The 25,926-nt window shown below is 28.4% G+C and carries 23 protein-coding genes; 8 read left to right on the top strand and 15 right to left on the bottom strand.

The genetic code is table 11. The features are described 5' to 3' along the window. Positions 1-94: 94 nt before the first annotated feature. Together Q3287_RS17590 and Q3287_RS17585 are read left to right on the top strand one after the other, a co-directional pair. The gene (locus Q3287_RS17590; RefSeq protein WP_227832644.1) at positions 95-964 is read left to right on the top strand and encodes a helix-turn-helix domain-containing protein; all 870 of its coding nucleotides are present in this window, start codon (positions 95-97) and stop codon (positions 962-964) included. Positions 965-1,134: 170 nt separating this feature from the next. Beyond that, on the top strand, positions 1,135-1,386 hold the full coding sequence (locus Q3287_RS17585) for a DUF3781 domain-containing protein (RefSeq protein ID WP_054270784.1): 252 nt from the start codon (positions 1,135-1,137) through the stop codon (positions 1,384-1,386). Between the two features lie 135 nt (positions 1,387-1,521). Here Q3287_RS17585 and Q3287_RS17580 read toward each other — a convergent pair whose 3' ends face one another. From Q3287_RS17580 to Q3287_RS17570, 3 genes are read right to left on the bottom strand one after another with little or no spacing between them, the layout of a single operon-like run. Further along, entirely contained in the window at positions 1,522-2,172 is a 651-nt protein-coding gene (locus Q3287_RS17580) for a hypothetical protein (protein WP_407964552.1), read from the bottom strand. Next, the gene (locus tag Q3287_RS17575; protein WP_407964551.1) at positions 2,169-2,672 is read right to left on the bottom strand and encodes a flavodoxin family protein; all 504 of its coding nucleotides are present in this window, start codon (positions 2,670-2,672) and stop codon (positions 2,169-2,171) included. Before Q3287_RS17575 ends, Q3287_RS17580 begins: the two co-directional genes overlap by 4 nt. A 45-nt stretch (positions 2,673-2,717) precedes the next feature. Beyond that, positions 2,718-3,233 (bottom strand): PadR family transcriptional regulator, encoded by a 516-nt coding sequence (locus tag Q3287_RS17570; protein ID WP_054277607.1) that lies wholly within the window; start codon positions 3,231-3,233, stop codon positions 2,718-2,720. A 444-nt stretch (positions 3,234-3,677) separates the two neighbouring features. Between Q3287_RS17570 and Q3287_RS17565 the strand changes: the two genes are divergently transcribed. Beyond that, on the top strand, positions 3,678-4,139 hold the full coding sequence (locus tag Q3287_RS17565) for a MarR family winged helix-turn-helix transcriptional regulator (protein ID WP_407964550.1): 462 nt from the start codon (positions 3,678-3,680) through the stop codon (positions 4,137-4,139). Beyond that, on the top strand, positions 4,123-5,526 hold the full coding sequence (locus Q3287_RS17560) for an MATE family efflux transporter (protein ID WP_054277012.1): 1,404 nt from the start codon (positions 4,123-4,125) through the stop codon (positions 5,524-5,526). The genes Q3287_RS17565 and Q3287_RS17560 overlap by 17 nt, the downstream gene beginning before the upstream one ends. Before the next feature lie 221 nt (positions 5,527-5,747). Here Q3287_RS17560 and Q3287_RS17555 read toward each other — a convergent pair whose 3' ends face one another. After that, entirely contained in the window at positions 5,748-6,341 is a 594-nt protein-coding gene (locus Q3287_RS17555) for a nitroreductase family protein (protein ID WP_407964549.1), read from the bottom strand. Positions 6,342-7,039: 698 nt separating this feature from the next. On the opposite strand from Q3287_RS17555, the gene Q3287_RS17550 reads away from it, so the two are divergent. Beyond that, entirely contained in the window at positions 7,040-7,690 is a 651-nt protein-coding gene (locus tag Q3287_RS17550; RefSeq protein WP_407964548.1) for a YidC/Oxa1 family membrane protein insertase, read from the top strand. 357 nt (positions 7,691-8,047) lie between these two features. Here the strand turns inward: Q3287_RS17550 and Q3287_RS17545 are convergent, their stop codons facing one another. The 5 genes from Q3287_RS17545 to Q3287_RS17525 all read right to left on the bottom strand — a co-directional run bounded on the left by Q3287_RS17545 (position 8,048) and on the right by Q3287_RS17525 (position 14,674). After that, positions 8,048-9,298 (bottom strand): MFS transporter, encoded by a 1,251-nt coding sequence (locus Q3287_RS17545; protein ID WP_407964547.1) that lies wholly within the window; start codon positions 9,296-9,298, stop codon positions 8,048-8,050. A gap of 85 nt (positions 9,299-9,383) precedes the next feature. Then, positions 9,384-10,130 (bottom strand): MerR family transcriptional regulator, encoded by a 747-nt coding sequence (locus Q3287_RS17540; RefSeq protein WP_167640627.1) that lies wholly within the window; start codon positions 10,128-10,130, stop codon positions 9,384-9,386. A gap of 95 nt (positions 10,131-10,225) precedes the next feature. Further along, the gene (locus Q3287_RS17535) at positions 10,226-11,248 is read right to left on the bottom strand and encodes a serine hydrolase domain-containing protein (protein WP_407964546.1); all 1,023 of its coding nucleotides are present in this window, start codon (positions 11,246-11,248) and stop codon (positions 10,226-10,228) included. Continuing rightward, entirely contained in the window at positions 11,248-13,668 is a 2,421-nt protein-coding gene (locus tag Q3287_RS17530; protein WP_407964545.1) for an excinuclease ABC subunit UvrA, read from the bottom strand. The genes Q3287_RS17535 and Q3287_RS17530 overlap by 1 nt, the downstream gene beginning before the upstream one ends. A gap of 85 nt (positions 13,669-13,753) precedes the next feature. Continuing rightward, positions 13,754-14,674: a GyrI-like domain-containing protein gene (locus Q3287_RS17525; protein WP_054270772.1), complete on the bottom strand. Its 921-nt coding sequence runs from the start codon at positions 14,672-14,674 to the stop codon at positions 13,754-13,756. A gap of 524 nt (positions 14,675-15,198) precedes the next feature. Between Q3287_RS17525 and Q3287_RS17520 the strand changes: the two genes are divergently transcribed. Next, on the top strand, positions 15,199-16,101 hold the full coding sequence (locus Q3287_RS17520; RefSeq protein WP_407964544.1) for a conserved phage C-terminal domain-containing protein: 903 nt from the start codon (positions 15,199-15,201) through the stop codon (positions 16,099-16,101). Between the two features lie 126 nt (positions 16,102-16,227). On the opposite strand, the gene Q3287_RS17515 is transcribed toward Q3287_RS17520, so the two are convergent. From Q3287_RS17515 to Q3287_RS17490, 6 genes are all read right to left on the bottom strand, one after another. Continuing rightward, on the bottom strand, positions 16,228-16,848 hold the full coding sequence (locus Q3287_RS17515) for a response regulator transcription factor (protein ID WP_407964543.1): 621 nt from the start codon (positions 16,846-16,848) through the stop codon (positions 16,228-16,230). Further along, positions 16,820-18,403, bottom strand: a complete 1,584-nt coding sequence (locus Q3287_RS17510; protein ID WP_407964542.1) for a sensor histidine kinase — start codon at positions 18,401-18,403, stop codon at positions 16,820-16,822. Before Q3287_RS17510 ends, Q3287_RS17515 begins: the two co-directional genes overlap by 29 nt. Before the next feature lie 156 nt (positions 18,404-18,559). Then, positions 18,560-20,587 (bottom strand): FtsX-like permease family protein, encoded by a 2,028-nt coding sequence (locus Q3287_RS17505; RefSeq protein ID WP_407964541.1) that lies wholly within the window; start codon positions 20,585-20,587, stop codon positions 18,560-18,562. A 12-nt stretch (positions 20,588-20,599) separates the two neighbouring features. Further along, on the bottom strand, positions 20,600-21,349 hold the full coding sequence (locus Q3287_RS17500; RefSeq protein ID WP_167641010.1) for an ABC transporter ATP-binding protein: 750 nt from the start codon (positions 21,347-21,349) through the stop codon (positions 20,600-20,602). Between the two features lie 295 nt (positions 21,350-21,644). After that, positions 21,645-23,294, bottom strand: coding sequence for a cell wall-binding repeat-containing protein (locus Q3287_RS17495; RefSeq protein WP_407964540.1), 1,650 nt, complete (start codon positions 23,292-23,294; stop codon positions 21,645-21,647). A gap of 194 nt (positions 23,295-23,488) precedes the next feature. Continuing rightward, the gene (locus Q3287_RS17490; protein WP_054277000.1) at positions 23,489-23,827 is read right to left on the bottom strand and encodes a helix-turn-helix domain-containing protein; all 339 of its coding nucleotides are present in this window, start codon (positions 23,825-23,827) and stop codon (positions 23,489-23,491) included. 180 nt (positions 23,828-24,007) lie between these two features. On the opposite strand from Q3287_RS17490, the gene Q3287_RS17485 reads away from it, so the two are divergent. Together Q3287_RS17485 and Q3287_RS17480 are read left to right on the top strand one after the other, a co-directional pair. Then, a complete protein-coding gene (locus Q3287_RS17485) occupies positions 24,008-25,393 on the top strand; it encodes an MATE family efflux transporter (protein ID WP_407964539.1) in 1,386 nt (461 codons plus the stop codon). Between the two features lie 165 nt (positions 25,394-25,558). Next, positions 25,559-25,926, top strand: a 368-nt coding sequence (locus Q3287_RS17480) for an aldo/keto reductase (protein ID WP_407964538.1), incomplete at its 3' end; no start/stop codon positions are given.

Raw genomic sequence — 25,926 nt, 5'->3', positions numbered from 1 at the left:
GCTTTTTATATAGGAAAATAAATCAAAACATTAGCAAATAATGTGAAAAATAAAATAAAATAATATGCTATCGTTAAAATAGGAGGTGTCTCAGGTGGATAATAATTTAATTACTATTGAAAAAGCTTTGGATTATATAGAAATACATCTTTTAGATGAACTGTTGGATTTAGAAGCTATTGCTAAAGAAACGGGATATTCAAAGTACCATTTACATAGAATGTTTACATCCGTTGTAGGCTTTACTGTTCATAATTATATACAAAGACGTAGATTGACTGAAGCAGCAAGAATGCTTATTTTTACAGAAAAGCCGATTATTGAAATCGCTTTAATTTCAGGGTATGATACACAGCGTTCTTTTTCAAAGGGATTTAAAAAGATGTTTAAGTATAGTCCAAATTTTTTTAGGAAACATAAAGACTTCTTACCAATACAATTAAAATTTGATATCAATAATCGGAAAAAGTTACGTGGAGATATGATTTTAGACATTAAAAAAGTCGATTGTACAGATATAAATATTGTTGGGTATTCTGGTAAAGTAAAAAGAGGATTTCATATTATTGGAAAGTGTTGGAGGGATTTGCATAAAAATAAAGAACTGATAGAAAACAAAGTAGATTTAGATTTCTTAATTGGAGTCAATGATTATAGTGATTTTAAAGAAATTGAAAATACACCTTCATTTACATATATTGCAGGAGCACAAGTATCTTGTTTTGGTAAGTTACCTAATGGAATGGTAAAATTCACACTGCCAAAAAGTAATTATATTGTTTTTACTTTCATTGGAAAAAATGAAGATAGTATGCAAAATGTTGTGGAATATATCTATCGAGAATGGTTTCCTAATTCAAGTTGTCAATTAAATGAAAATAATTTATATGATTTTGTAAAATATGGAGAAAATGTTGATAATAGCGGTTTGAGCGAAATTCAGTTTTGGGTTCCAATTCTTTAAAAAAAGTAACAATATTAAAGTAGAGAAATTCATGTAAAAATAGTTTTATAACTCTATATGTCAATAAGGAATTTATAAACGATAGAAAAAATTACTTTATTATAAGGCTATGATAAAATATAATTAAATAATGTATTTAATTTTGTAAAGGGTGAGGTGTTCTAAAACGAATGAATCCAGAAAATGAATTACTTAGAAATCTAGATAAATTACATACAACAGAATTAGGTATGGTAAGAATTAAGAAAAACCTTTCTTTAGAGACAAATGATGTAGTGGGCTGGTGTAAAATTAAAATAGAAGCTCCAAATACTATTATTAATAGAAAGGGAAAGAACTGGTATATAAGTGTAGATAATTGTATTATAACAGTAAATGCTTATAGCTACACAATCATTACAGCTCATAAAGAAAAGAAATGAATTGCAACATATAGAAATCAGGAGTATTTTATGCTATCTATTGTGTAGTAAATATGAATATTATGAAAACCATCAAGATGAAAGGCTTTACTATACTTGATGGTTTTTTTGATATTGTTATACCATTCCATTTTTTTATTTCTTTAGTATATCACTCTTAGTTAAACCATTTGATTTAGCTTGAGGATTCCATTGATAATTACCCATAAATTTATATAGAAAGCTAGGAAAATTAGGTGAAATAAAAATATTATTTTTATCAGGATTATCAAGATTTATATTGTCATTAAGTATATTTCTTGATAATTCTTTTAGTGTAATGCCCAATTTTTTCTTAGGACCTTTATCCAAAGGTATAGAAGTCAGTGAACCAAACATCTCTCCAGCACCAATTCCAACACCTTGAACCCATATAAAATTGACCTTTTTACACCAATGTTCTACCATCTGAATTGCCAAATGATTATGTTTACCCTCATAGAATCCACAGTTAACAATTGCATACACTGGGATAGGCTTTTTATTTTGTGTTTTTAAAAACTTTTCACACTCCTCTAAAAAGTGAACTAAATGAGATGGAATCCCATCTACATAAAGAGGAAATGCAATTACTAATCTATCACAATTAAGTATAGAATTAAGAGCATCAGGATATTTAGAAGGGTTATCTACTTTAAATGTAAAAACTTTATTATCCTTTTGAATAAGTTGTTCTACTTCAGATAAAAAATATTGTGAATTATTTTTATTTACTTTTGGACTACCATTTATCATTGTTATATTCATATAGATTCACCTCTTATATCTTGTATATTTTCATAAAAACAAACAGAGTGTTCTTTCATATTAAAATTTATAGAATTTCCATGTACTAATTTGGTAGCAGTATCTTTTTCAGCTTCTGTAATGTGATTTCCATAGAAGATGGCTTTTAAATTTATCTGTTTGCTATATCTACTTTTATGACGCATCATATTATCTTTCATTACAAAGTATGGTAGGATATAGCTAATACTTTTATCAAGTATGTTTTTTACAAAAGGGCTGAATCCTCCATAACAACATCTGCTTATTATAACAAGCCCATCAGATTCATTTATAAGTTTACCCATATTGCTATAATAATCTTTTACAACACATTCAGTAGGTGTTTTAATCCAGCAGCCAAAACAGCCAATACACTTGTGAATCTCCTTTGTGTTTGGAAGTATTTTTATATCGTCATCAAGTTTAGGTGATAGTTTATCTAATTCTTCTTCAGTTAAATCATGTATTAAAAGTCTCATAAGTTTCATCTCCTTTTATGTATGCTTATTTCTAAAAATTATATCTTACAAATTTTTTAGTAAATCTTTACACCAGTTAATTACAAAATTATAATAGTCAACTCCATAAACCATTGTGGAATACATGTATGCATATTGTTCAATACAATGATTTTTTTCTGCATCAATTTTTTGTTTATTTAGTTTATCTGAGAGTGATTCAACCTCAGCTATAAATAGTTTTAAGTTTGTTTCAATTATTTCTTTAGGTAGATACTTGTAAAAAAATATATTAACAAGATGGTCTTGCTTTGTTTTAGAAAATTTTATCGGTTTTTTTAGCCATTCAAGAAAGTATTCTTTACCTGCATCAGTTATAGAATATATTTTTTTTAATTTGCTACCATCAATAGCTTCATGACAGTGGATATATCCCTTTGTTTCTAATCTTTTAAGTGCTGGATAGATACTGCCAAAACTAGCATCAAAAAAGTATGATGTACTATGTGACATCCATTGCTTTAAGTCGTACCCACTTAATTTTTCTTCCATTAAGAATCCTAAAATAATGTATTCTAACATATTGCCTCCTAATATCAATTAGATATATATCGATTCGATATAAATATTATTACAGATAATAAATATTGTGTCAATATGATTTTTAAAATAAACTTAAAAGGAATTAGGAATTAGGAATTAGGAATTAGGAATTAGGAATTAGGAATTAGGAATTAGGAATTAGGAATTAGGAATTAGGAATTAGGAATTAGGAATTAGGAATTAGGAATTAGGAATTATTTATGTAAATAGATTAATATAAAAGGTAATTAAACATTAGTGAAAAATTAAAGATAGTTAAATTAAAGTAATGGTCTAATATATGAAATTTATAGTGACTTTATAATTTAAAGATAAACTTGGGTGCTATTGACAAAGAATAAAAGTAGCAGTAAAATAATTGCATGAGCAAATAGATTATTGCGCACGCAAAAATCAGCGATAAATAATAAATAAGGAGAGAATATGAGACAGCTATTAAAATGGGTTTCCATTATAAATAGATATAATACAAATTATATTGACAGGAAATTGGCGGACATTGGAATCAATAATAGCCAATATTTTTATGTGTTACACATATGTAATAATCCAGGTATTACACAAGATACTATATTTGAAAAAATCCTTGTAAATCCTAGTAATATAACAAGAGCTTTGGCAAATTTAGAAAAAGAGGGATTTATCACTAGAAAACCAAGTGTAAAGGATAAAAGAACATGGCATTTATATCCTACAGAGAAATCTTTAGAATGTTATGATGAAATATTAAAAATAACAAATGAATATGTAGAAGAATTGTTGGGTTCATTTGAAAAAGAAGAGAAAGAGTTGTTTATATCAATGTTAGAAAAAGTTGCATTTTTAGCTATTGATATGAATGAAGAAGCAAAATTGGAGGCGAAGGAAATTGGAAGAAAACTATAAAGAACCATTGGAATATGATAAAGTTTCAAAATTATTAACTAAGTATGCAATTCCTAGTATTATAGCAATGTTAGTAAGTGCCTTATATAACATTGTTGACCAAATATTTATTGGGCAAGGTGTTGGGGTATTAGGTAACGCTGCTACAAATGTTACTTTCCCATTAACTACAATATGTACAGCAATTGCCTTATTATTAGGTATTGGAGGCGCATCTAAATGCTCATTAGAATTAGGAGCTAAAAACTCAGAAAAGGCTACAAAAGCAGCAGGAAATTCAATCTGTTTGATGGCTATTTTTGGAGTAAGTTTGTTTATAATAGTATCAATATTCTTGACACCATTATTAAAATTCTTTGGCTCTACACCAGAAATACTACCTTATGCACACACATACACAAAAATTACATCAATCGGATTACCATTTCTTATAATGTCCACTGGAATGAGTAAGTTGATACTTGCAGATGGAAGACCAAAAGCTTCTATGTTTTGTATGCTAGTAGGAGCAGTCATCAATACAATCTTAAATCCATTATTTATATTTGTTTTTAATATGGGTATTGCTGGGTCTGCTTTAGCAACTGTCATTGGGCAGTTTATATCTTTTGCAATAAGTATTTATTATATAAAGAACTTTCAACATATCAAATTACATAAGAAAAGTTTTAAATTAGAGAGTATAATTTATAAACATATATTTGCACTAGGTTCAAGTTCATGTTTTAATCAATTAGCAATGACTGTAACACAGATAGTTATGAACAATACATTGGCATACTATGGTGCTAGGTCAGTTTATGGAAGTGAGATTCCACTTGCTTGTGTTGGTATTATTATTAAAGTAAATATGATTTTTATATCTATAATTATAGGTATAGCACAAGGTATGCAACCTATTATAGGATATAATTATGGAGCTGAAAATTATAATCGTGTAAAAGAAGCATATAAGTTAGCAGTAGGAAGTGCAACTGTTATAGCTATTATTGCATTCTTATGCTTCCAACTATTCCCACGACAAATTACATCTATATTTGGTAATGGAAATGAGACTTATTTTATATTTGCAGAACATTATTTTAGGACTTTCTTGTTCTTAACATTTATAAATGGTGTTCAAATAATATCATCAACTTTCTTTACATCAATTGGGAAATCAGTACTGGGACTTTTTACTTCTTTGACTCGTCAGATTCTATTCTTAATTCCATTGATAGTAATCTTACCAATGTTTATGGGAATTGATGGAGTAATGTTTGCAGGTCCAATAGCAGATGCTGCAGCGGCAATTGTATGTATATACTTTGCACTTCATGAAATGAAGTCATTAACTATAAAGCAAAATAAGATGATTGGTAATCATAAGGAGATTGTGGAAGTATAAGAGAATCTCTAAGAAATGTAATAAATTAAATTTTATTGATTAATACTAAAATAATATTCATGTATAATTTTAGAGGTGCATTTTCAGGAACTACAGTGAGATTGCAGAGTATAGATACTTTATCTTACTTGAAAAGATTGTTTAAAAAACACTCAAATCTGCATAATAGCTCATGAAAATGCACTATTTATAATGCTTATTTTTTTAATAAAACTAAAAAACTATCTCCATTCAGTTACATTACTCAATGGTAATCTAGGTCTCATTGATGGTTCTTCATCAGGATAACCTAAAGATATTGCAGCTACCAATTGATTATCTGTATCTAGCCACTCACATAATTCACGATATGCAAAGTATACATCACAAATCCAAAGACTACCTAGACCTAATTCTACAGCCATAAGTGACATGTTTTGAATGGCAGCTCCAATTGATTGTATGTTTGCCATTTCATAGAAGCGTTCTTCAGCAGATAAGCTTTCTAAAGGTGATTTACCTAATTTGTTTAAAATAAAGATTGTTACTGGAGCTTGTTCCATAATTTCAACTGTGTAATTTGCACCAGCTATATGTTGACGACTCTCTGGAAGAAGTCCATTGTCATCAATTTCATTTTGAATACCCTTACTCATGGCTTTAAGCATAGATTCTTTTTCATTTTCAGTGACAACAACAAAATGCCATGGTTGTCTGTTTTTAGATGAAGGTGCATTTATTCCAGCTTCAATTATTTTTTCTATGGTTTCATGTGAAATACTTTGATTTTTATATTTTCTAATACTGCGTCTTTTTGATATAGAATCACTTATCATCTTAAGTAACCTCCGTTTATTTTTTGGGAAAATACATTTGAGTTTTAGTTTCCATTTTTAATTATTTTAGCATTAATCAGGAAAAAAGTCATTAATCTTGGTATAGGGCTGTATTTGATATTATATTAAGGACTATATAGAAGAATAAACTATAAAAATTTAGTATTGTTTTGTGAATTATATAAAATTCTATAAAGCAGGAACTTTATGGTTTTAGTCATGAGAGGTTCAGATGTTTAAAAGAGTAACATATATGTTTTCTATTAAAAGTTACATATGAAAGTATTGGATACTTATAAATATAAAATATTGTGAATAAAATATGATAAATATAATAATCTATATGTTTACATTAGAGAATTTATATACTATAATTATTTAAAACTAAATATGAACACTGAAGAGGTGATGTAGTGAAATTAGATATGGATAGTATGATATATATACTAATTTATATGACATTATTGGTATCTATCATTGGAAGTATAATTTATTTTTGTAAAGACCTCTTAAATCATAGAATTACATATGTTTTAATAAGAAACATATTTGTAAATAGAAATACATACTCTGAAGAAAGATTGCCTAAACAGTATATCATTTTTCAAAAATATGATATTTGGAGGTATTGTAGTCTGTTTTAATTTGAAATGAATCTATTATAATTCTAAAGATTAAAAATAAAAGGAGATAATAAAATGGATTTCATTTCAAGTATATTACAAGGATTATTAAGTATATTATTTAACTTTACAGGAGATTTTGGGATTTCTATTGTACTTATAACTTTAATAGTGAAGTTAGTACTAATGCCACTGTCATTGAAACAAAGATTTTCTGTAAAAAAACAGCAAGAATTAGCAGAAAAAATGGAACATATAAAAGAAAATTATAAGAATGATACTAAAGAATTGGAAAAGCAAATACAAGTAAATTCTGTAGAAAGTATGAAGAGTATGCTGGGATGCCTTATAATTTTAGTGCAAATGCCAGTAGTATATGCGTTATATCATGTATGTCTAGATATGACAAAGGAATTTACAACAATTATAATTCCATGGATTGCTAATTTAGGTACATTTGATAATTTATTTATATTGCCTTGCATATATACATTAATTATGTTAGCTTCAAATTTGGTGAATTATATACCGTATTTTAAGGTGAATTCTCAAGTAAAGTTTAACAAGCAAATGGCTTTAGTGACTACTATAACAAGTCTTATATTGACTGCTAGAACTCCAGTAGCGATAGGTCTGTACTTTATAACAAGTGCAATTTACTCATTAATTGAAGATATTTGTTTTAGAATATATTTTAATCGAAAAAATAGAATAGTAGCAAAGTAATATAATTATTATTCTAGACATATTTTAGCCTGCTAACTTGAGATATAGTTAGCAGGCTATTTTTATTAGTAATACTATAATAATACTATTAAAAATAGTTTCAAAATAAATAAATTAATATAGGCTAAAATAAAGTATACAAAAAAGAAGCTAGATTTACATAACTGCTGATGATGAAGTTGAATCACTTACAATATTAAAAATAGTTATATAGATTTAATGGAATTAGATATTATGATTCCATATTTAAAATGAATTCTCAGCATTTAGAGTTTCACGTGAAAGAGCTAAGATGATTATTAAGACAAGTATATAATTTTAGTTGAGCATTATATAGTATTATTATTTTAGTATAGATTACTTGGATTCTTTTGACTTAAATATTCCTTGCTTATAAAACTGTTTTGAGTAGGGAATAGACAAGGCGAAAAATAAGAGCATAATACCTGCTATTATGATTAAATTATTAATAGATAGTATATCTGCCATTGGTCCAAAAACCATCATACCAAGGGGAATAAAGCCTGTATATATGATGATAGGTAAACTAAGAACTCGACCTTGCATTTGCGGTTCTACATGTTCTTGCAACATAGTCATAGCTGATGCTTGAATAATTGGAATAGAAAAATTGGTAAAAAACATAAATATAAAAAATTGCCAAGCGTGCGTTACAAGACCTAAAATAATTGAAAAAATAGCATAAGATAATATTGCTAAGAAAAATGTCTTATTTCTGTTTTTAAAGCCACCAAAGATTCCTATAACCAATCCACCTAAAACCATACCTAAAAACCCAATCATTTCAATAATAGACAGATACATATAACCCTTGCCAAATGTACGTTCAATCAATAGCCCTATAAGAAAACCTGATGGAACACAAAGAAGCATGAATGCACTATAAGTAAAAAGTATTTTTCTAATGAATTTATTTGAAAAGCAGTACTTTATTCCCGATACCATATCTGTAAAAAATGATACTTTTTCAACTTGCTTTGGTATGTTATGTTTAGGAATCTTGATAAATATCAATAACACAATAGCTATAATTGCAGTAAATATATCGATTAAAAGAATTTGATTTATTTTATTCCCAAAGCTAAGGATTGCTGCAGCTACAATAGGAACTATAAATTGTACTATAGATTGTAGACTACCATTTATGCCATTAAAACGCATTAAATGTTCTTCTGGTACAAGTTGAGGAATCATTGCGCTTACAGCAGGTGTCTGCACACCACTTCCCAATGAACGTATAACAGATACTATTGCTATAGCTATCATTTCATTCTTTGTTCCAGTTGATGACATCATAAATAGTATTAGAACTACTGTAGAGATAGCAATTATTGAATCTGATACAATGATGAGTACTTTCCTATTGTAATAGTCTGCCCATACACCAGCAAAAAAAGAAATTATCATTTGAGGGATAAAGGAACATACAGTTAAAATTGTTACCCATATTCCTGATGATGTTTGAAGTGTGACATACCATATAAGAGCCATCTGTACAAGCGATGAGCCAAATAAGGAAATATATTGACTTGCTAGAAAGGTAATTACTTTTTTCTTCCATGTAGAATTAGTATTTTTGTTTTCCATTCTATTCCTCCTTTGATTTGTGTGTTGAATTTTTCTCGCTCTTAAGGATAACACACAAATCAAAGTCTGGAGTTAGAGTGTAGGGTTAAGAAAATTGTTTTTTCATAATTTGAAGATGAGCTTTCATGGTTTTTGCATTATGTTCAGCTTCTTTCAATGAAGTTATCAACTTATCACACACTGATATAATTTCATCATCATCTTTTGGAGTATCGATGACAGTTTTAATATTAGTGTCTGGATTACAAGATAAAGCATTTAACATTCGTAAAATGGCTGAAAGAGAATAGTTCGCACAACGAAGAGAACTTATAATTTTAAGTCGTTTTATATCTTCATCAGTATATACACGATAACCATTTTGTTTTCTTTTTACTTTTAGTAAACCATTCATCTCCCAGTTTCTTAAAGTATCTATTGTAACTTTTAAGTGTTCTGCAGTTTCTTTTCTAGTTAGAAATAGTTTATCTGTTTCAGTAGTAGTTCCATTTAAAATTTGTGCGACTATGGTAAGAGCCTCCTCAGCATTGGATTTTTCTATTTCTAACTGTTGCAAGTATTGGTCTACAAGACAGATAGCCTTGTCAAAGTCTCTATTTGCTGATGTTTTGATAATCTCAAGGGCGTTTTTTCTCAACCCTCTTTGCATAACTTCAATTTTTAAGGCTGTGCGAGCAAATCTAAATTGTTCTATATGAAAATCATTAAAGATACGATATCCATTGGTATTACGTTTAGGTCTAGGTATTAAGTTGAGTTCTTCATATAAACGAACTGTATTAGGATGTACACCAATTAAATCTGCTATTTCTGATGTTGTGTAAGTGTTCATTAGTATTCAACTCCTTTATGTATGTAGTATCAATCATAATATCACTAAACCAAAGTCTGGTGTTATAGTGGAGGGTTTTGCTATCTGTAGTATAGTTAATCTATTATAGCAGTAAGTATATGTTTTTGAATAAGTTCCCATCTATCACGTGGTTTAAAAACTATCTTAGATGGTATGGCTATTACTAAGTCATATTGTGGAATACAACAGATAGCATTTCCCCCAGCCCCCATTGCTGAATACCATAAAACTCCGTCTTTTTCACATAACCACCATAGATAACCATACTCATTAGTATTCATTTTGACTGATTCTTCAATCCATGATTTAGATATAATACTTTTATTATTCCAAATACCATTATTTAAATACAGAAAACCAAATCGTAACATATCTCTAGCACTCAATGTAAGCCCCCAGCCACCTGTAGAATTACCTTGCCTATCTTTTGACCAACCCTTAAGGTTTTTCCCAAATAAATCTTCAAAACCGAAATCATTCATATCATAATCTGGTATCACTTTCATACCAATAGGTTTAAATAAGTGTTCATTAGCAAATTCACGAGCAGATTTACCAGTAGTCTTCGTGATAATTGCTGAGAGTAGGTGAGTTCCAGCAGAAGAATATTTGAAAGTCCCAATGTTACCTTTTTGACCAAGTTGATTAAGGATATACTTTATCCAATCCTTCTGTTTACAAAGTCTCTCTAATGACTCAGTCATATTTTTAAAAGGGTATGGTGCAGTCATTGTAAGTAAATGGCGTATAGTTACTGCCTTTTTACATATTTCAGAAGGACTACAAATGTATTCAGGGAAAAAATCAACAACTTTTTGGTCAATATCTTTTATATAGCCTTTATCTATTGCAATACAAATTAAAGCAGATATAATACTTTTTGTAACTGAGGCAACATGAAAAGTATCATCAACATTATAACCATTGTAATATTTTTCAAATACTATATTTCCTTTCCTTGAAATAATTATCCCATTTATATTACTGTATTGCGAGATTATTAAAGGTTCAAGTTGTGAGAGTTTTTTTGAACTCATACCAACGATTGAAGGGTCTACATTTTCAAATGTTAAATCTAAGCAGTTGTTTTTATTCATTATAGATACCTTCCTGTTATAGATTTTGGATTTTCTTTTAGAGAGTTAGGAGAGCCTTCTGCAATTATATAGCCTCCCTTATCGCCACCTTCTGGACCAAGTTCAACAATCCAGTCACAAACTTTTAAAACATCTATGTCATGTTCAACAACGATTACAGAGTTTCCATTTGCCACTAACTCATCCAATAGTTTTATTAATTTAGCAGTATCATATAGACTTAGACCAGTAGTTGGTTCATCCAACACATAAAGGATATTACCAGTTCGTTTTTTACCAATTTCTTTTGCAAGCTTGATTCTTTGAGACTCACCTCCACTTAAAGTAGGAGTAGGTTGACCCAGTTTTATATATCCCATACCTATTTGTTCTAGTACATTTAAGTGTGAAACAATATTTGGAATATCTCCAAAGAAATTTACAGATTCAGATACACTCATATTTAAAATATCATGAATATTTTTATTTTTATATTTAATAGATAAAGATTCGTCATTAAATCTCTTTCCATGACATTCATTACATATATGGTCTATACTCAAGTTACTACCCAGCCAGACTTTTTCATATCCACTGCCACTACATTTAGGACAAGCTCCTTTAGAATTAAATGAAAAATGGCCAGCTGTAAATCCTTGAGCTATTGATTCTGGCTGATTTGCAAATAATGTACGTATCTTATCCCATATACCAATATAAGATGCAGGGGTTGAATTCATATTCTTACCAATAGGGGACTGAGATATCTCTGAATATCCAGAAATATACTTAGTGCCTATCAATCTGTCTGCTATAGTTTCAACAAGTGTATAATCATCTTCATCGCTTATTTCACTATCTGTGCTACTTGTTTGACTATTGATATTGTGGTTATTAAAGTAACTTCTAAGAAGAGGAAGTAGGGTGTCTGACACAATAGAACTTTTTCCACTGCCTGATTTACCAGATATTCCAACCATAGCACCCAAAGGCAATGATACTGTTACATTTTTAAGGTTATTTGTATTTGCATTTTGGATAGTTATACAAGGTATTTTATCAATATTCGTAATATTTTTAGAGGTCAATCTATTAGGCATTGAGTATTTTCCTGATAAATATTGTCCAGTGAGAGATTTATCTGATTGAAGTAGACCTTCTAAATCTCCTTGATACACAAGTTGCCCACCTTCAATACCAGCCTTTGGTCCAATATCAATGATATGCTCTGCCATTTCAATTGTATTTTTGTCATGTTCAACTACTATGACTGTATTACCTAAGTCTTTAAGTTTTTTGATGGATTTCAAGATGTCTATTTTTTCTGATTCATGTAATCCAGCAGTTGGTTCATCAAGCACATAAATTAATGAATCCATCTCTGAATCAAGATGTGAATTTAAAAATAGTCTTTGTATCTCTCCACCACTCAAAGTTGACATTTCTCTGTATAAGGATAAATGGCCTAATCGTGATTCTATTAGGTGGCTAGTTTTAGTCAAAATATCATTTATAAGGTTTGTACCAAATGTATTTAAATTCTCTTGATTCAATAAAGTTTTAAGAAACTCATCAATTTCCAAAATAGTCATTTTTCCAAGCTCACCGATATGTTTTCCATTTAAGAGTACTCCACGTGCTTCTTCACCAATCTTAAAACCATGACAATCCGAACAAGTAGTCATAGTATAAATTCCATTTAAATCTTCACCTCTTTTGTAACGGTTGTGAAATAATTTGGATAAAGAGGAACTTTTTTTACCATTTTCATAATGACCATAGAGTACTTCATTTTTTACTTCCTCAGGTAATTGTGAGAATTGTATTTCTAAGTAATCTTTGAATTTTTTAGATAATACTCTCAAATATCCTGGTGTAATTTTTGCTCTATTCAAGACTTGTTTTAGGGTATCATGTTTATCTAAGACTAGCTTTTCAATATTAATCTCAAAATATGCTCCATGTCCAGAACATTTCATACACATTCCGTCTGAAGAATTGTAAGAAAAATAACTTGGTCTCAATCGTTCCTCTTTATGACCACAATCATTACAAACTAGATTAGTGCCTACAGGAGTACTACACATCGTACACATTATCTGTCCTTCTGTTGAGTACAATAGCGTAAGCATATTAAGGATATTGGTTCTTGTGCCTACTGTTGAACGAGGATTACTTTGACGAATAATATTTTGTTGGACGGCTATTGTAGGAGCTAAACCTTGAATATTATCAAATTTATCTTCCTTATCAATTCCTGAAAGTATGCCTAAAGATTGCAGATATTGTTTACGCCCCTCTTCAAATACAATGTCAAACATAAGGCTGGATTTACCTGAGCCACTGACACCTGTTGCAACAACAAGTTTGTCTTTTGGGATAGAAACATCTATATTTTTAAGATTGTGTATCTTAGCTCCATTAATTTTTATTTCTTTCATTGGTTCACCTCATTTTATCAATCTTATCAAAACATAATATAGGGATGTCTGAATCCTTAGTACAAGAATAATTTAGAGTAGGTTATTAAAAAGGTTCTATAGGTAAATATATATCAACTAAGTGCCTATTTTGAGGGTGATTGTTTGGGTTATTAAGATATACTTCAAAAGGAAATGATGAACGTAACTTGTAATTGCCATTTGATAGCCATTCATTATACATAAAATCCCAAGCATCACTGTATTCATGTTTTGAAATATCGAAATGTCCCACAAGATACTTTCCAGAAGGTATTATCATATTACCAATATTATCATTTTCTTTAACAATCTTGTTGTCTGGAATTGTCATACAAATACTAGTTCTTAATTGATGTTCCTGTGTAAATTGTGGATTATCATGGTATATAGCTAATATTTTTGTATTATCAAGTTCAATTAGATTCTGCTCACTTACATATGTAAAGAGCTTTTCTAAGAGTTTTGGGAAAGTACTGGTTAGATTACCATATGAACCAGTATATCTAGTATAAACAGTATTCATATCATCAAGTTCTAGAATTTCAATTTCACCCTTAACCTCTCTAGTATTCTTGCATTTAGGTTTTGATATGCTTCTATTGTACTGAGAAATTTTATATGGTTCTTTGCAATTCTTGCTATAATTATTTCTATATTTTATAGGGCTTATTTTATAATAATTTTTAAATGCTCTAGAAAAAATTGCAGAATCAGTAAAACCAAAGTAGTGTGCAATATCAGTAATTGTCATATCAGTACGATGAATAAGAAAAGCTGTTGCGTTTTCTAGTTTTAGTCTATTTACATACTGAGATAAAGTTTCTTTTTCTATAGCTTTGAAAATTCTATGAAAATGAAACTTTGAAAAACCTGCTATATTGGAAAGTTCATCAAGAGAAAGTGGTTCATGTAGATGTTCTTCTATATAGTCTTGTACTTTGCAAATACGATTTAGATATTCTGTTTTACTTTTTGAGCTTGTCATAAATATCCCTCCTCATTGTGTAAACTGTATATATTAACTAAGTGATAGTAATAATATTTTATATATTTGTAATTTATGGAAAATAAGGTGGTATCCAATTTTTTATAATTAATAAAAAGTATAAGATGTCTTATATTTGTCTTTGTAGATATCAGTATGATATTCGTAATAATTAGTATACCATAGTGATTTATTTTTGATTGTGTATTTATATAAATACATAACTTATTATATGGGATAGTTATCAGATGAATAAGAACTGAAGGTAGTTAAGGTAGAGTAGTTTAATATATAGTACAAAAGCATAGAGAATATAAAATAATATTAAAAAATTACATACTAAATTTAATAAAATTTTTATATTAAAAATAATATTAAATTTATTGTTTAAATAAAAAAGTTAAATCTACACCATTAACTTATTATACTTAAAACTTTAAAATAAAAATAATCATCTAATAAGTTATTTACAAATCTAAATACTTTTATAAATGATTATTTATTTAAAATGGAGGAGTGAGAATATGAGTAATAGTTTTTATCAATTAAATTCAGCAGTATTATATTTTAATGAACGAAGTGATGTAAATAGAATAAGATTTAATCATTATGTAATGAGAAAGGAAAATATACAAAGATTAAAAAAGACTTTGCCAAGAGGACAATTTATGATGACAGTAAGAAAAGCTGCATCAGACCTTGATGTATCCATATCTACAATAAGTAGACTTGTAAATGAGTTTATAGATTTAGGTATATTGAGACTAATAAGTAGAGGAGTAAAGGGAAATTGTTGTTCTGTATATAGTTATGTTTGTTCTGAAGATAGTAATACAGAGGTTGTAACGAAAAATAGTGATATTTTCACAAATATAGAGAAATATATTAATGGAACTATTAACAATAATCAAAAATCAATGAAATATAAGCATAGAGATGGGTTGTTCAAGCGTAATAATACCAACACATATGGCTGTATAGATGAAGAGAGTATAGATGAAGATTATGAGTGGGTAATTGATACAGGATGTGAAACAGAAAATGAGACAAAGAAAAAAGAGTTATTAAAAAACAATTTAAATAAAAAGAATTTAAATAAAAATGCACCTGAAGAATCAACTTACCAAGCTTTAGAAAGTATTCATGAAGTTATTATAAGAAAACTAAATAATGAATCAGGAAAAAATTTTAAAGTTGATTTAGGTATAACTAAGGAGATTATAGATGAAAGATTAAAAGAAGGGCATTGTTTAGAAGATTTTTATAAGGTTATAGAGTCAAAGGTAAAAAGATGGAGATATACATCTATGGAGATGTATATAGAGCCAGCAATTTTGTTTGGATGTGACTTTGAGTCGTATTTAAGTGAAGGAAGTTCTTTAAGACCTTGTAATTATGGAGATAGATGTGAGGATATGTATGAGTAACTGTAGAGAGATATTTATTAAGAGGTTAGTTTGTTTTTAGTTGATTAAAATATGAGTATATGTAAGGATAAACAGTATATTAAAAAATAGTGTGCATTTTTTTAGTGAGAAGTGCACACTATTTTTTTAATATATTGGAGAAATATAACCCATTTGAATTGCTTTTGTGATAGCTTCAACTGATGAAGAAACATCTAGTTTGTCATATATGTGTTGTAGATGATTTGATAATGTTCTTTCACTTATGTACAACTCGTAAGCAATCACTTTTCTTTTTTTACCACTACAGATAAGCTGTAATATTTTTTTCTCCATACTTGTCAAACCTTCAATAATTATTTCATCGTTTTCAGATGTAAAACAAGTTCTACCTTGATATACCTTTAATAGAGAATCAATTAAACTATCAGGACTAATATTTTTATTAAGGAATCCGCAGATACCTATTTTTTTAGCTTCATATTTATAAACAGGCAGGTCATATCCTGTTAACATTATTATTTTAATGGTAGGGTTAATCTTTAATAAATTATAAGCTACTTTTAAGCCGTCATATTCGCTTAAGTCTTTAAGATTTATATCCATTAAGACAATGTCTATTCTTTTACCTACAATCACTTCTGATAAATTATGAACATCTTGTGTAGAATAAAATTGTTCAATTTCATCATATTCTTCTAATGCAATGGACAAGCTCTTAGCAAAAAGTGTATGGTCATCAACTAACAAAATATTTATAAGAACCATCTCCTTTCATAGGAATTGTAATTTGTACACAAGCACCATGGGGTATGTTATCAGATATGTTTATTGTTCCTCCTAGATTTTCTACTTGTTCTTTAATTGATGCAATTCCTTTATGCTTTGTTGTATCTAAAGAGATTTTAGATATACCTAGATGAGTTTTGAGGGATGTATTTGTAACACCATTATCACTAATATCCAATTTTATTATATCTTTTTCAAGTGATAAAGTTATCCATGCATGGCTACCATTTGAATGCTTATATACATTTGTTAGCAATTCTTTAATTAAACGGTATATCAATATATCGTATGGCTCAACCAAAAATAAAGTATCAGAACATATAAATGAAACTGAAATATTTCTTTGTGGAAAAGTTAAGGAAACACTTTCAATCAAATTCTGATAATTTTCTTTTACTGTTAGATTTTTTAATATTACAGGATGATAGTCTTGCATTTGCTTTCTTATACGTGTATTTAAATCATTAAGTGTATCACATATAATATCCTGTATTTCTGGGCGATGTGACTTGTTAGTCATATTTTTTATTGAAAGCAAGTCTTGTAATATATCATCATGTAAAAAATTAGAGAACTCTGTCTTTAGCCGTTCCTCTTGTTGTAATCTATCTAATGCTAGAGTATACTTACTATCTTTAGTTATTTGTTTTTTTTCATATTTTAGATTAAATTCCAAAATAATATTACAAATAAAAATTAACATAAACAAGGTGTTTATAGCTATCAATATTATAGATAAATTGCCACCACTAAATATTACTATCATACTAATTAATGTGATACTTATAAAAAGAAGAATAATCCTTTGTTTTAGGCTAAAGATTGTTGAAAGAGGAAAACTATCATTTTCTCTAAGTACAATCCCATGAATACTCATAGAAAATATCAATACAGTTAGATAGATTCCAAAATTACTAATATGATTTGAAATTTTTATTGTGAAAAAGTAATAAATAATAAATCCTATTAGTGTTATAAATATAGAAATAAATATAGGCTTTTTTTCACTTCTTATGACAAAATCAATCCTTTTCCAATGGTAAAAAACAATATATAAAAAGCATGCTATACTTACTACAAACTGTAGTCCATACATACCAGCATACATTCTTTTAGAAATAAATGTTCCTATAACTGTACCAAAGCAAGTGATAAATAATAAAATATCTGTTATCTTGCGAAACTTATATCCGCTACCTTGAAACAAGAATAAAAGTATAAATTTGATGGAGATATACAATATAATTGGGCTTAATATTTCAAAAACAATAGTACTTACAGGTGTTGCTATAGAGGATAAGAGTAAATACCAACTATCAAGCATTAACAATCCACAAAACAATGAGATAGTATTATTTTCTCTGACATTACAAGATGTTATATATGTAATATCTATAAGTAATAATGTTGAGATTATCAAGGGAATGATGCTTTGTATATTCAGATAAGTTTCAACATTTGTAGACAATACCATAAAGAGGAATGATAAGATATAGTTTCCTAAAAATAGTATTTTTAAATTAAAGTTTGGCAATTTTATACACCTCCTTATAGATTTATAGTGTGTATTATATTAGGCTCATGACTATATCAAATTTATGAGTTTATAATTTTTATTATATAAAATATTTATAAATAAATAAAGTGGACTAAATCGTCACATATTTAAGTATGACGATTTAGGTAAATATCATTTTTTTAATACGATTTTACAACAGGTTCTAGTAGTGAGTATATAGTATATTAAATATACTATGGCAGTTAAGAAAATAGCAATAATTACAGGTATGTATTGTGAAAACGAGCTTCCAAGTAAATTTTGCATCAAAGCAGTTTTATAGACCAAAGTAGCAAATACACAATCCAATATCCCAAGTAAAAATGGAATATTAAAAAATGGCAACACCTGCTTCTTGATAATTTTTTTTATTTGAACATTAGTGTAGCCCATTTTTTGTAAAATATCATAGTCAGACTTTGAATCTGAAACTGCTGATATATTGTTAAAGTATAAAATACTTCCAACAGCAATAAAAAATAAAACAACAAGAAATCCTATTAGCAGGAATGTAGAGCTATTAATTGATAATAAGTCATTAATCCTGTGGGAATGACCTTGTAAATAAGGACTTTTATTTAAATAATCTGAGATGTCACTATATAAATTTTCGTTATTTTTAATTGATTTACCATTGATACTTACAATACTTGTTACTGGTAATTTATTTTGAGCTATTTTCTTATATATACTATCACTAACAACGAGAGTTCCAACACTATTACCAAAAGAGATGGCATTATTTAGAGATGTCTCTGTTACTATTATAGGTGTTTTTGTATCATTGATGAGTAGTGGATAAATCATTCCATTTTCACTACTTCCATCATTATTCGGTTGATACTTTACCAAAATACATTCATTATCTCTTAAAGGAGTAAGTTGTTTTAGTAGTTTTGTTCGATTTTGTCCCTTTAATAAAGTGTAGTAATCAGAAAAAGATATACATTCAAACCCTGCCTCTCTAGGAATAAATTTTTTTAATGAACTATTATTAGATAAATCATTCCTAGATGTACCAATCGTATATTCAATTGGAAGGTCTTTTGTTGAAGATTTTACTTTATAAATATCTGTCTGTGTAAAAGTAACATCGTCTGTATTCGATGTATATTGACTTACAATTTGTTTTACATCTTCAATTTGCTTATTTCTTTCTACTCTAAATTCTATCTCTGAAGGTGCAATACGTGAAATTGATGCAATAGGATAATATAAAGAGAGTGCCATGACACTTGAAACTGTTAAAGTAGCAGCACAGAGCAGTGTAAGCATAATCAGAGTCTTAGAATTTGAGCGAATACGATAGATAAAGTTTGGAGTAGTTATTATCTTTATATCTGTATAGAAAGCTTTTTTATTTTTTTTGCTATGTTGCATAATGTATGGAAGAAAGGAACTGATAAAGAGAATTGTACCAACTACAATAAGAATCATAGTTATCAAACCTATTTGATAAAATCCTATACATATCCATACTGACTTAGTTCCACGAAGAATATCTAATGCTAGACAATAGCCACTTAAAATCAGAATAAAGCCTATAAAAGCTGGAATTTTTCGGAACTTCAACTTTTTTTCTGCACTTTTTTTATATCTTACTAATTTTATAAGTGAAGTCTTAAAAATAAATTTAGCGTTTAATATAGCTATTACTAAAACAACTAAGACTATAAAGAGTGTTGTTTTAGATATTGCACTCATATTAAAAAATGGGATTTGTGAATTGTCAATTGACAAATTGAGAAGTGCATTAATTCCAAAGACAATACCTTTATGAACCAATGCCCCTAATATCAATCCAACAATAAGAGCTCCAATACAAGTTAATATATTCTCAAAAGTAAGTAGTGATAGGACTGTAAACTTACGGTAGCCAAGTAAAGTATATATGCCAAGTTCTTTTGTACGACGTCTCAAGAAGAAGCGATTTGAATATGTCATATAGAAGATAAGAAATACCATTAAAAATATGGAGATAACATTACACATAGACTCGACTCTGCCGTCAGTTGAAATCTTTTCTAACATTACCTTATTAACAGAAAATGAAGTAAATGCAAAAAATACAGTGATAACAAAAGAGACTGAAAGCATATATAGAGAATAGAATGAAAGGTTCTTTTTAAGGTTTTTTATTGCCATGTAAAAAATGTTCATTAAATTATCCTCCTATCTTTTAGTATCCAATTTTGTAATTTCTTTAATAATCAATTCATAAAATGTACGCCTGCTGTTTTGTTGCTTGTCTAGTTCTTTAATGATACAACCATCTTTAAAAATCAAAATTCGATTTGCAAAACTAGCTGCATAGGCATCGTGTGTTACCATTAAAATTGTTGTTTTCAATTCCTCATTTGCTTCTTGTAGTGAGTAGAGTAGCTCAGTGGCTGAGTTGGAATCTAAAGCACCTGTTGGTTCGTCTGCAAATAGAATGCTAGGTTGTTTAACTATTGCTCTAACTGCTGAAGCTCTCTGCCTTTGACCTCCAGATAATTCATTTGGATATTTGTTTAATTGAGCAGTTATACCAAAGCGTTCGGCTAGACTTCTTACCATGTTTTCTATTTTATCTGGATGTAGTTTTTGAAGTGTAAGGGGTACCGAAATATTCTCGAAAATTGTAAGGCTATCTAGTAAAAAATATTCTTGAAAGATAAAACCTAAATTATCTCTACGAAAATCAGCAGAACTGGTATCATTAAGTGATTTCAAGCTTACATTGTTTATGAAAATATCCCCACTTGTTGGTTTATCAATTGTAGATAATACGTTAAGAAGAGTGGTTTTTCCAGAACCAGAAGCCCCCATTATCCCTATAAATTCTCCTTCTGATACATTGAAAGATACCTTATCTAAACTTGGTTTTTGACCTTTAGTATAAATTTTAGTTATGTTATTTACTTTTAATATGGTATTCATTGTATATATCTCCTTTCATCTTGATACAGTCAAATTATATATCAACTTTATTGTTAATTCATGAGTAAATCACGCAACAATTTTTTGTAAAGTAATAAGGGAACTATTATTAAAGTATTGAAAGAGTAGATTATTATCAAGATATATAATGTTTAGTACATTTTTACTAGCTTTGAGTTAAAGCATATGTGATAGAGATACAATATTGAAAAAACAAAAAATAAAATAAAAGCCATAAATACAGGAAAATCCAGTATCTATGGCTTTATAATAACTAATAAAAGTATGTACTTTATTAATTATCTATTTCAAACTCTAATATCTTACCAGTAATTGCATTGATTGTTATCTCGTATTCAGTATTTCCTTTTCTTATTTCACCTTCATATTCTTTATCATCTTCATCATATTCAAATTTTACTATTTTCCCACCAGGTACTTTATCTAGCATTATTGATTTAGCTTTTTCAGCACCAATAATAGAACTATTGTCATTAGTATTAGAGTTATTGTTGTCATCAAAGTCATCATCATCAGAATCCTTGTCCATATCAATATCTACAATTCTTCCATCAAATGCATTTATCTCTAATTCATATGTTTTTTTATTCTTTACTATTTTAGCTTCATATTCATTATCTTCAGCATCGTATTTGCAATAGATTAAATTACCATTAGGAATAGCATCTAGTGCTATAGATTTAGCTTTGTCCAATGATATATTTTTTGTACCTAAATTGTTATCATTTAAGTCATCGTCTTTTTCAATTTCTATTATTTTTCCAGAGTATGCATCAATTTCTATTTCATATACAACATTATCTTTTAGAACTTTGCAGTCATATTTATTATCATCTTCGTCATAATAACAAACTAAAATATTGTTTCCTGGAAGAGCTTGTTTTAATATATTTTTAGCCTGTATTAAAGATATTTTCTTAGTTTTATTTCTTATATCAACATTTTTTAGTTTTAAAATATCTTCAAATGCTTTTTGGTTATATCCTCCTCCTACTTGTGTTATTTTATCTATGTCTTTATTTTTAATAAATTCTTTTTGACTATTTACAAGGCTACCATTAGATATCATTATAGGTGAATTTTCTTTAGCAGCTAGTACTCCTATTGATAATGAATCTACTAGTGCATTTTCTTGATTAATACCATCTTTGGCTACAAATATATTATTTATTTTCTTGTCCTTATAAAATTGTTCGATAATTTTTGCATTAGTATTGTTTCTATCTGAGCCACTAATTCTTTCTTTGTTTGGATATTTTTTTACTATGTTGTCTGATAAGACCTTATTTCCTCCAACTATATAGGATTTCTTTATAGATTTATTATTTAAGAAATTTATACTGTTGTTATTACTATTTTCATCTGATACTAGTATTATAGGCATATTGTGTACTGCTGCGGGAGAAGCTATACTAACTGCATCAGATAACCCCTTTAATCCATTTACAACAACAATATTTTCTACCTTTTTTATCTTATCTATTTCTTTAAGTACATTTGTAGACATTTTATATATATTATTTCCTGCTATTTTATTTATTTTTATGTTAAGTGATTTTATTTCATTTTCTACTTTATCAGAAATACTATTTCCACTATCTACTATGTACACGTTGTCTACACCAAGTCTCTTAAGTTCAGCTTTAGTCGAACTCTCGATACTATTACTGTTTACTAAAAGAATAGGTGCATTCTTTAGTATAGCAAATGGATTTGCACAAAGAGCACTTTGAATAGAGTTACCATTAACTAGAATAGCTGTTTTTGATTGAACCCATCCCAATTTACTTACTTCTACAGCTGTTTCAAATCTTGTTTTACCTATTAGTCGTTCTTGTTTTGTAGCGTTATTTGCAAAAATTACTGAAGAACTAGAAAAAAACATAACACCCGATACTAATATAGCTAAACTTTTCTTATTCATGTTTTTACCTCACAATCTTTAAAATTTTATTATTTAGCATTACTTAGTAAAATATAATCTTAAAATCAAGTTGATACTTAATCTAATATTATAAAATCAAAAGATAAGATTATTTAAACATAAAATTTTCCTATTTATATTTAATATTGTATCATAAATATAAATAGGAAAATGTTTTTTAAAAGGGGTATACACTATTCATTTTTATCATTTGACAAATAAGTTTTTCCCCATTGCTTCATATTTTCTAAAACAGGAACAAAACTTATTCCTAAATCTGTTAGAGAATATTCTACCTTAGGTGGGATTTCTTCATAAATATGTCTAGAGATGAAACCATCTGCTTCTAGTTCTCTAAGTTGTTTTGTTAATGTAGATTGAGTAATATTTCCAATCTGTCGTTGTAGTTCTCCAAATCGTCTTGTTTTTAAAGATATATAGTAGAGAATTTCAATTTTCCATTTGCCACCTAATATTTTTTGTATCTTGACTATCGTTTCACATCGTTCAACTTTTGATGAATTATTTTTCATAAAAACCTCTCCTTGAATTTAAGTATAAAGCAGAGTATTTTTAAATTCAACACACTTTATTTTGAGATACTTAGTAGCATATTTGATACTATAAACATAAAAAGACAGTACTTTTCCATTTCAATATGCAATGCTATTATTAGCCCTGAAAGAATTTTATTGATAGAGGAGAGTTGCGTTATGCCAGAAATAGAAAAAATAAATAAAAATTTACAGAAAACAGAAGTTTTTCAAAAGGGAATGTTTTCTAAAAAAAGTTTAAGAAAGATAATCATTCCATTGATAATTGAGCAGACATTGATGTTATCAATAGGTATGTTTGATACATTGATGGTATCTTCAGTGGGAGAAAGTGCAGTTTCTGGTGTTTCTCTTGTAGATACAATCAATACTTTGTTTATTTATCTGTTAACAGCTCTTGCTACTGGTGGTGCTATAGTAGCAGGTCAATATCTAGGTAGCAAAAACTCAGAAAAGAGCAATCTTGCTGGAAAGCAGTTGTTGATTGTCAGTTTAGGGATATCTATGTTATTTATGACAATCTGTTTGATTTTTAATCACAGACTTTTATCGTTATTTTTTGGAACTATAGAGCATGATGTCATGAGAAATGCCAGAACTTATTTCTATATAACAGCAGTTTCTTTTCCTTTTATAGCTATTTATAGTTCGTCAGTAGCTTTATTTAGAGCTATGGGAGATACTAAAATTGCTATGATTAATTCCCTTATTATGAATATAATCAATATAGGGGTAAATGCTTTATTAATATATGGTTTGCAATTAGGTGTATTAGGAGCAGCACTAGGTACTTTAACTGCACGAATGGTTGGAGCTACAACGACCATGCTTATGTTACGTAATCCTAAATTAAAGATTTCTATTCGTTCGTATTCTTTTTGGGATATTAACTTGGATATAATCAAAAATATCTTAAATATTAGTATTCCTGCAAGTCTAGAAAATAGTGTTTTTCAAATAGGAAGAATAATTCTTACAAGCTTGATTGCTATATTTGGAACAAGTGCAATTACAGCAAATGCAGTGACAGGAAGTCTCATTAATGTAGCAACTATTCCAGGTCAAGCATTAGGTCTAGCAATCACTACTGTAGTAGCTCAATGCGTAGGTGCTAAGGAGTTTGAACATGCCAATTTATATACAAAGTATATGCTTAAATTATCTTGGCTTTATATGATTATACTCAATTTAGGAATTTTACTTCTATTAAATTCTATTCTCAATCTTTACAATTTATCTAATATTACATTTTATTTGGCTTTTGAGATTATGATTATTCACATTAGTGGTTGGATAACTATTTGGCCTCTATCCTTTGTATTGCCAAATTCATTTAGAGCTGCTGGTGATGTAAAATACCCTATGATTATTTCTATTTTATCTATGCTTATTTTTCGTATTGGTTGTAGCTACCTATTAGCCTATGTTGTGGGAATTGGTGTTTTGAGTATATTTATAGCAATGCTTATGGACTGGGGTTTCCGAAGTATCTGTTTCTTGTGGCGTTGGAGAAGTGGGAAGTGGAAAGAACATTCAGTAGATTAATATCAAAAACTATATTTCTATAATATTTCTATCAAAAATAAAAAAATCTATTGACTTGAAGTTAACTCCAAGTAGTAAAGTATAATTATGTAAGAATTATATATATTCAAAAGAGAAGTTAAGAGAGAAATAAAACAAATAAGTTTTAAAGGGGGAAGTAAAGCAATGGAGGCAAAAAAATTAGGTTTTGGATTAATGCGTTTACCAATAAAAGATGAAAATGATGTTACAACTATTGATATGGAATATTTAAATAAAATGGTTGATACTTTCTTGGAGAGAGGATTTACATATTTTGATACAGCCTATGTATATCACATGGGAAAAAGTGAGATAGCACTGAGAGAATCTTTAGTAAAGAGACACAAAAGAGATAGCTTTACTGTAGCTACAAAACTACCATTAATGGTTTTAAAGAAAAAAGAAGAACAAGAGACTATTTTTAATGAGCAGTTAGAAAAGTGTGGTGTAGATTATTTTGATTATTATCTTCTACATAATATAGGTGTGTCACATTATGAAGTAGCTAAAAA

The organism is Clostridioides sp. GD02404 (assembly GCF_045898275.1).
Lineage (GTDB): Bacteria > Bacillota > Clostridia > Peptostreptococcales > Peptostreptococcaceae > Clostridioides > Clostridioides difficile_A.
Note: the sequence above shows the minus strand (reverse complement) of the source record. Positions and strands in the feature narration are given on the sequence as shown.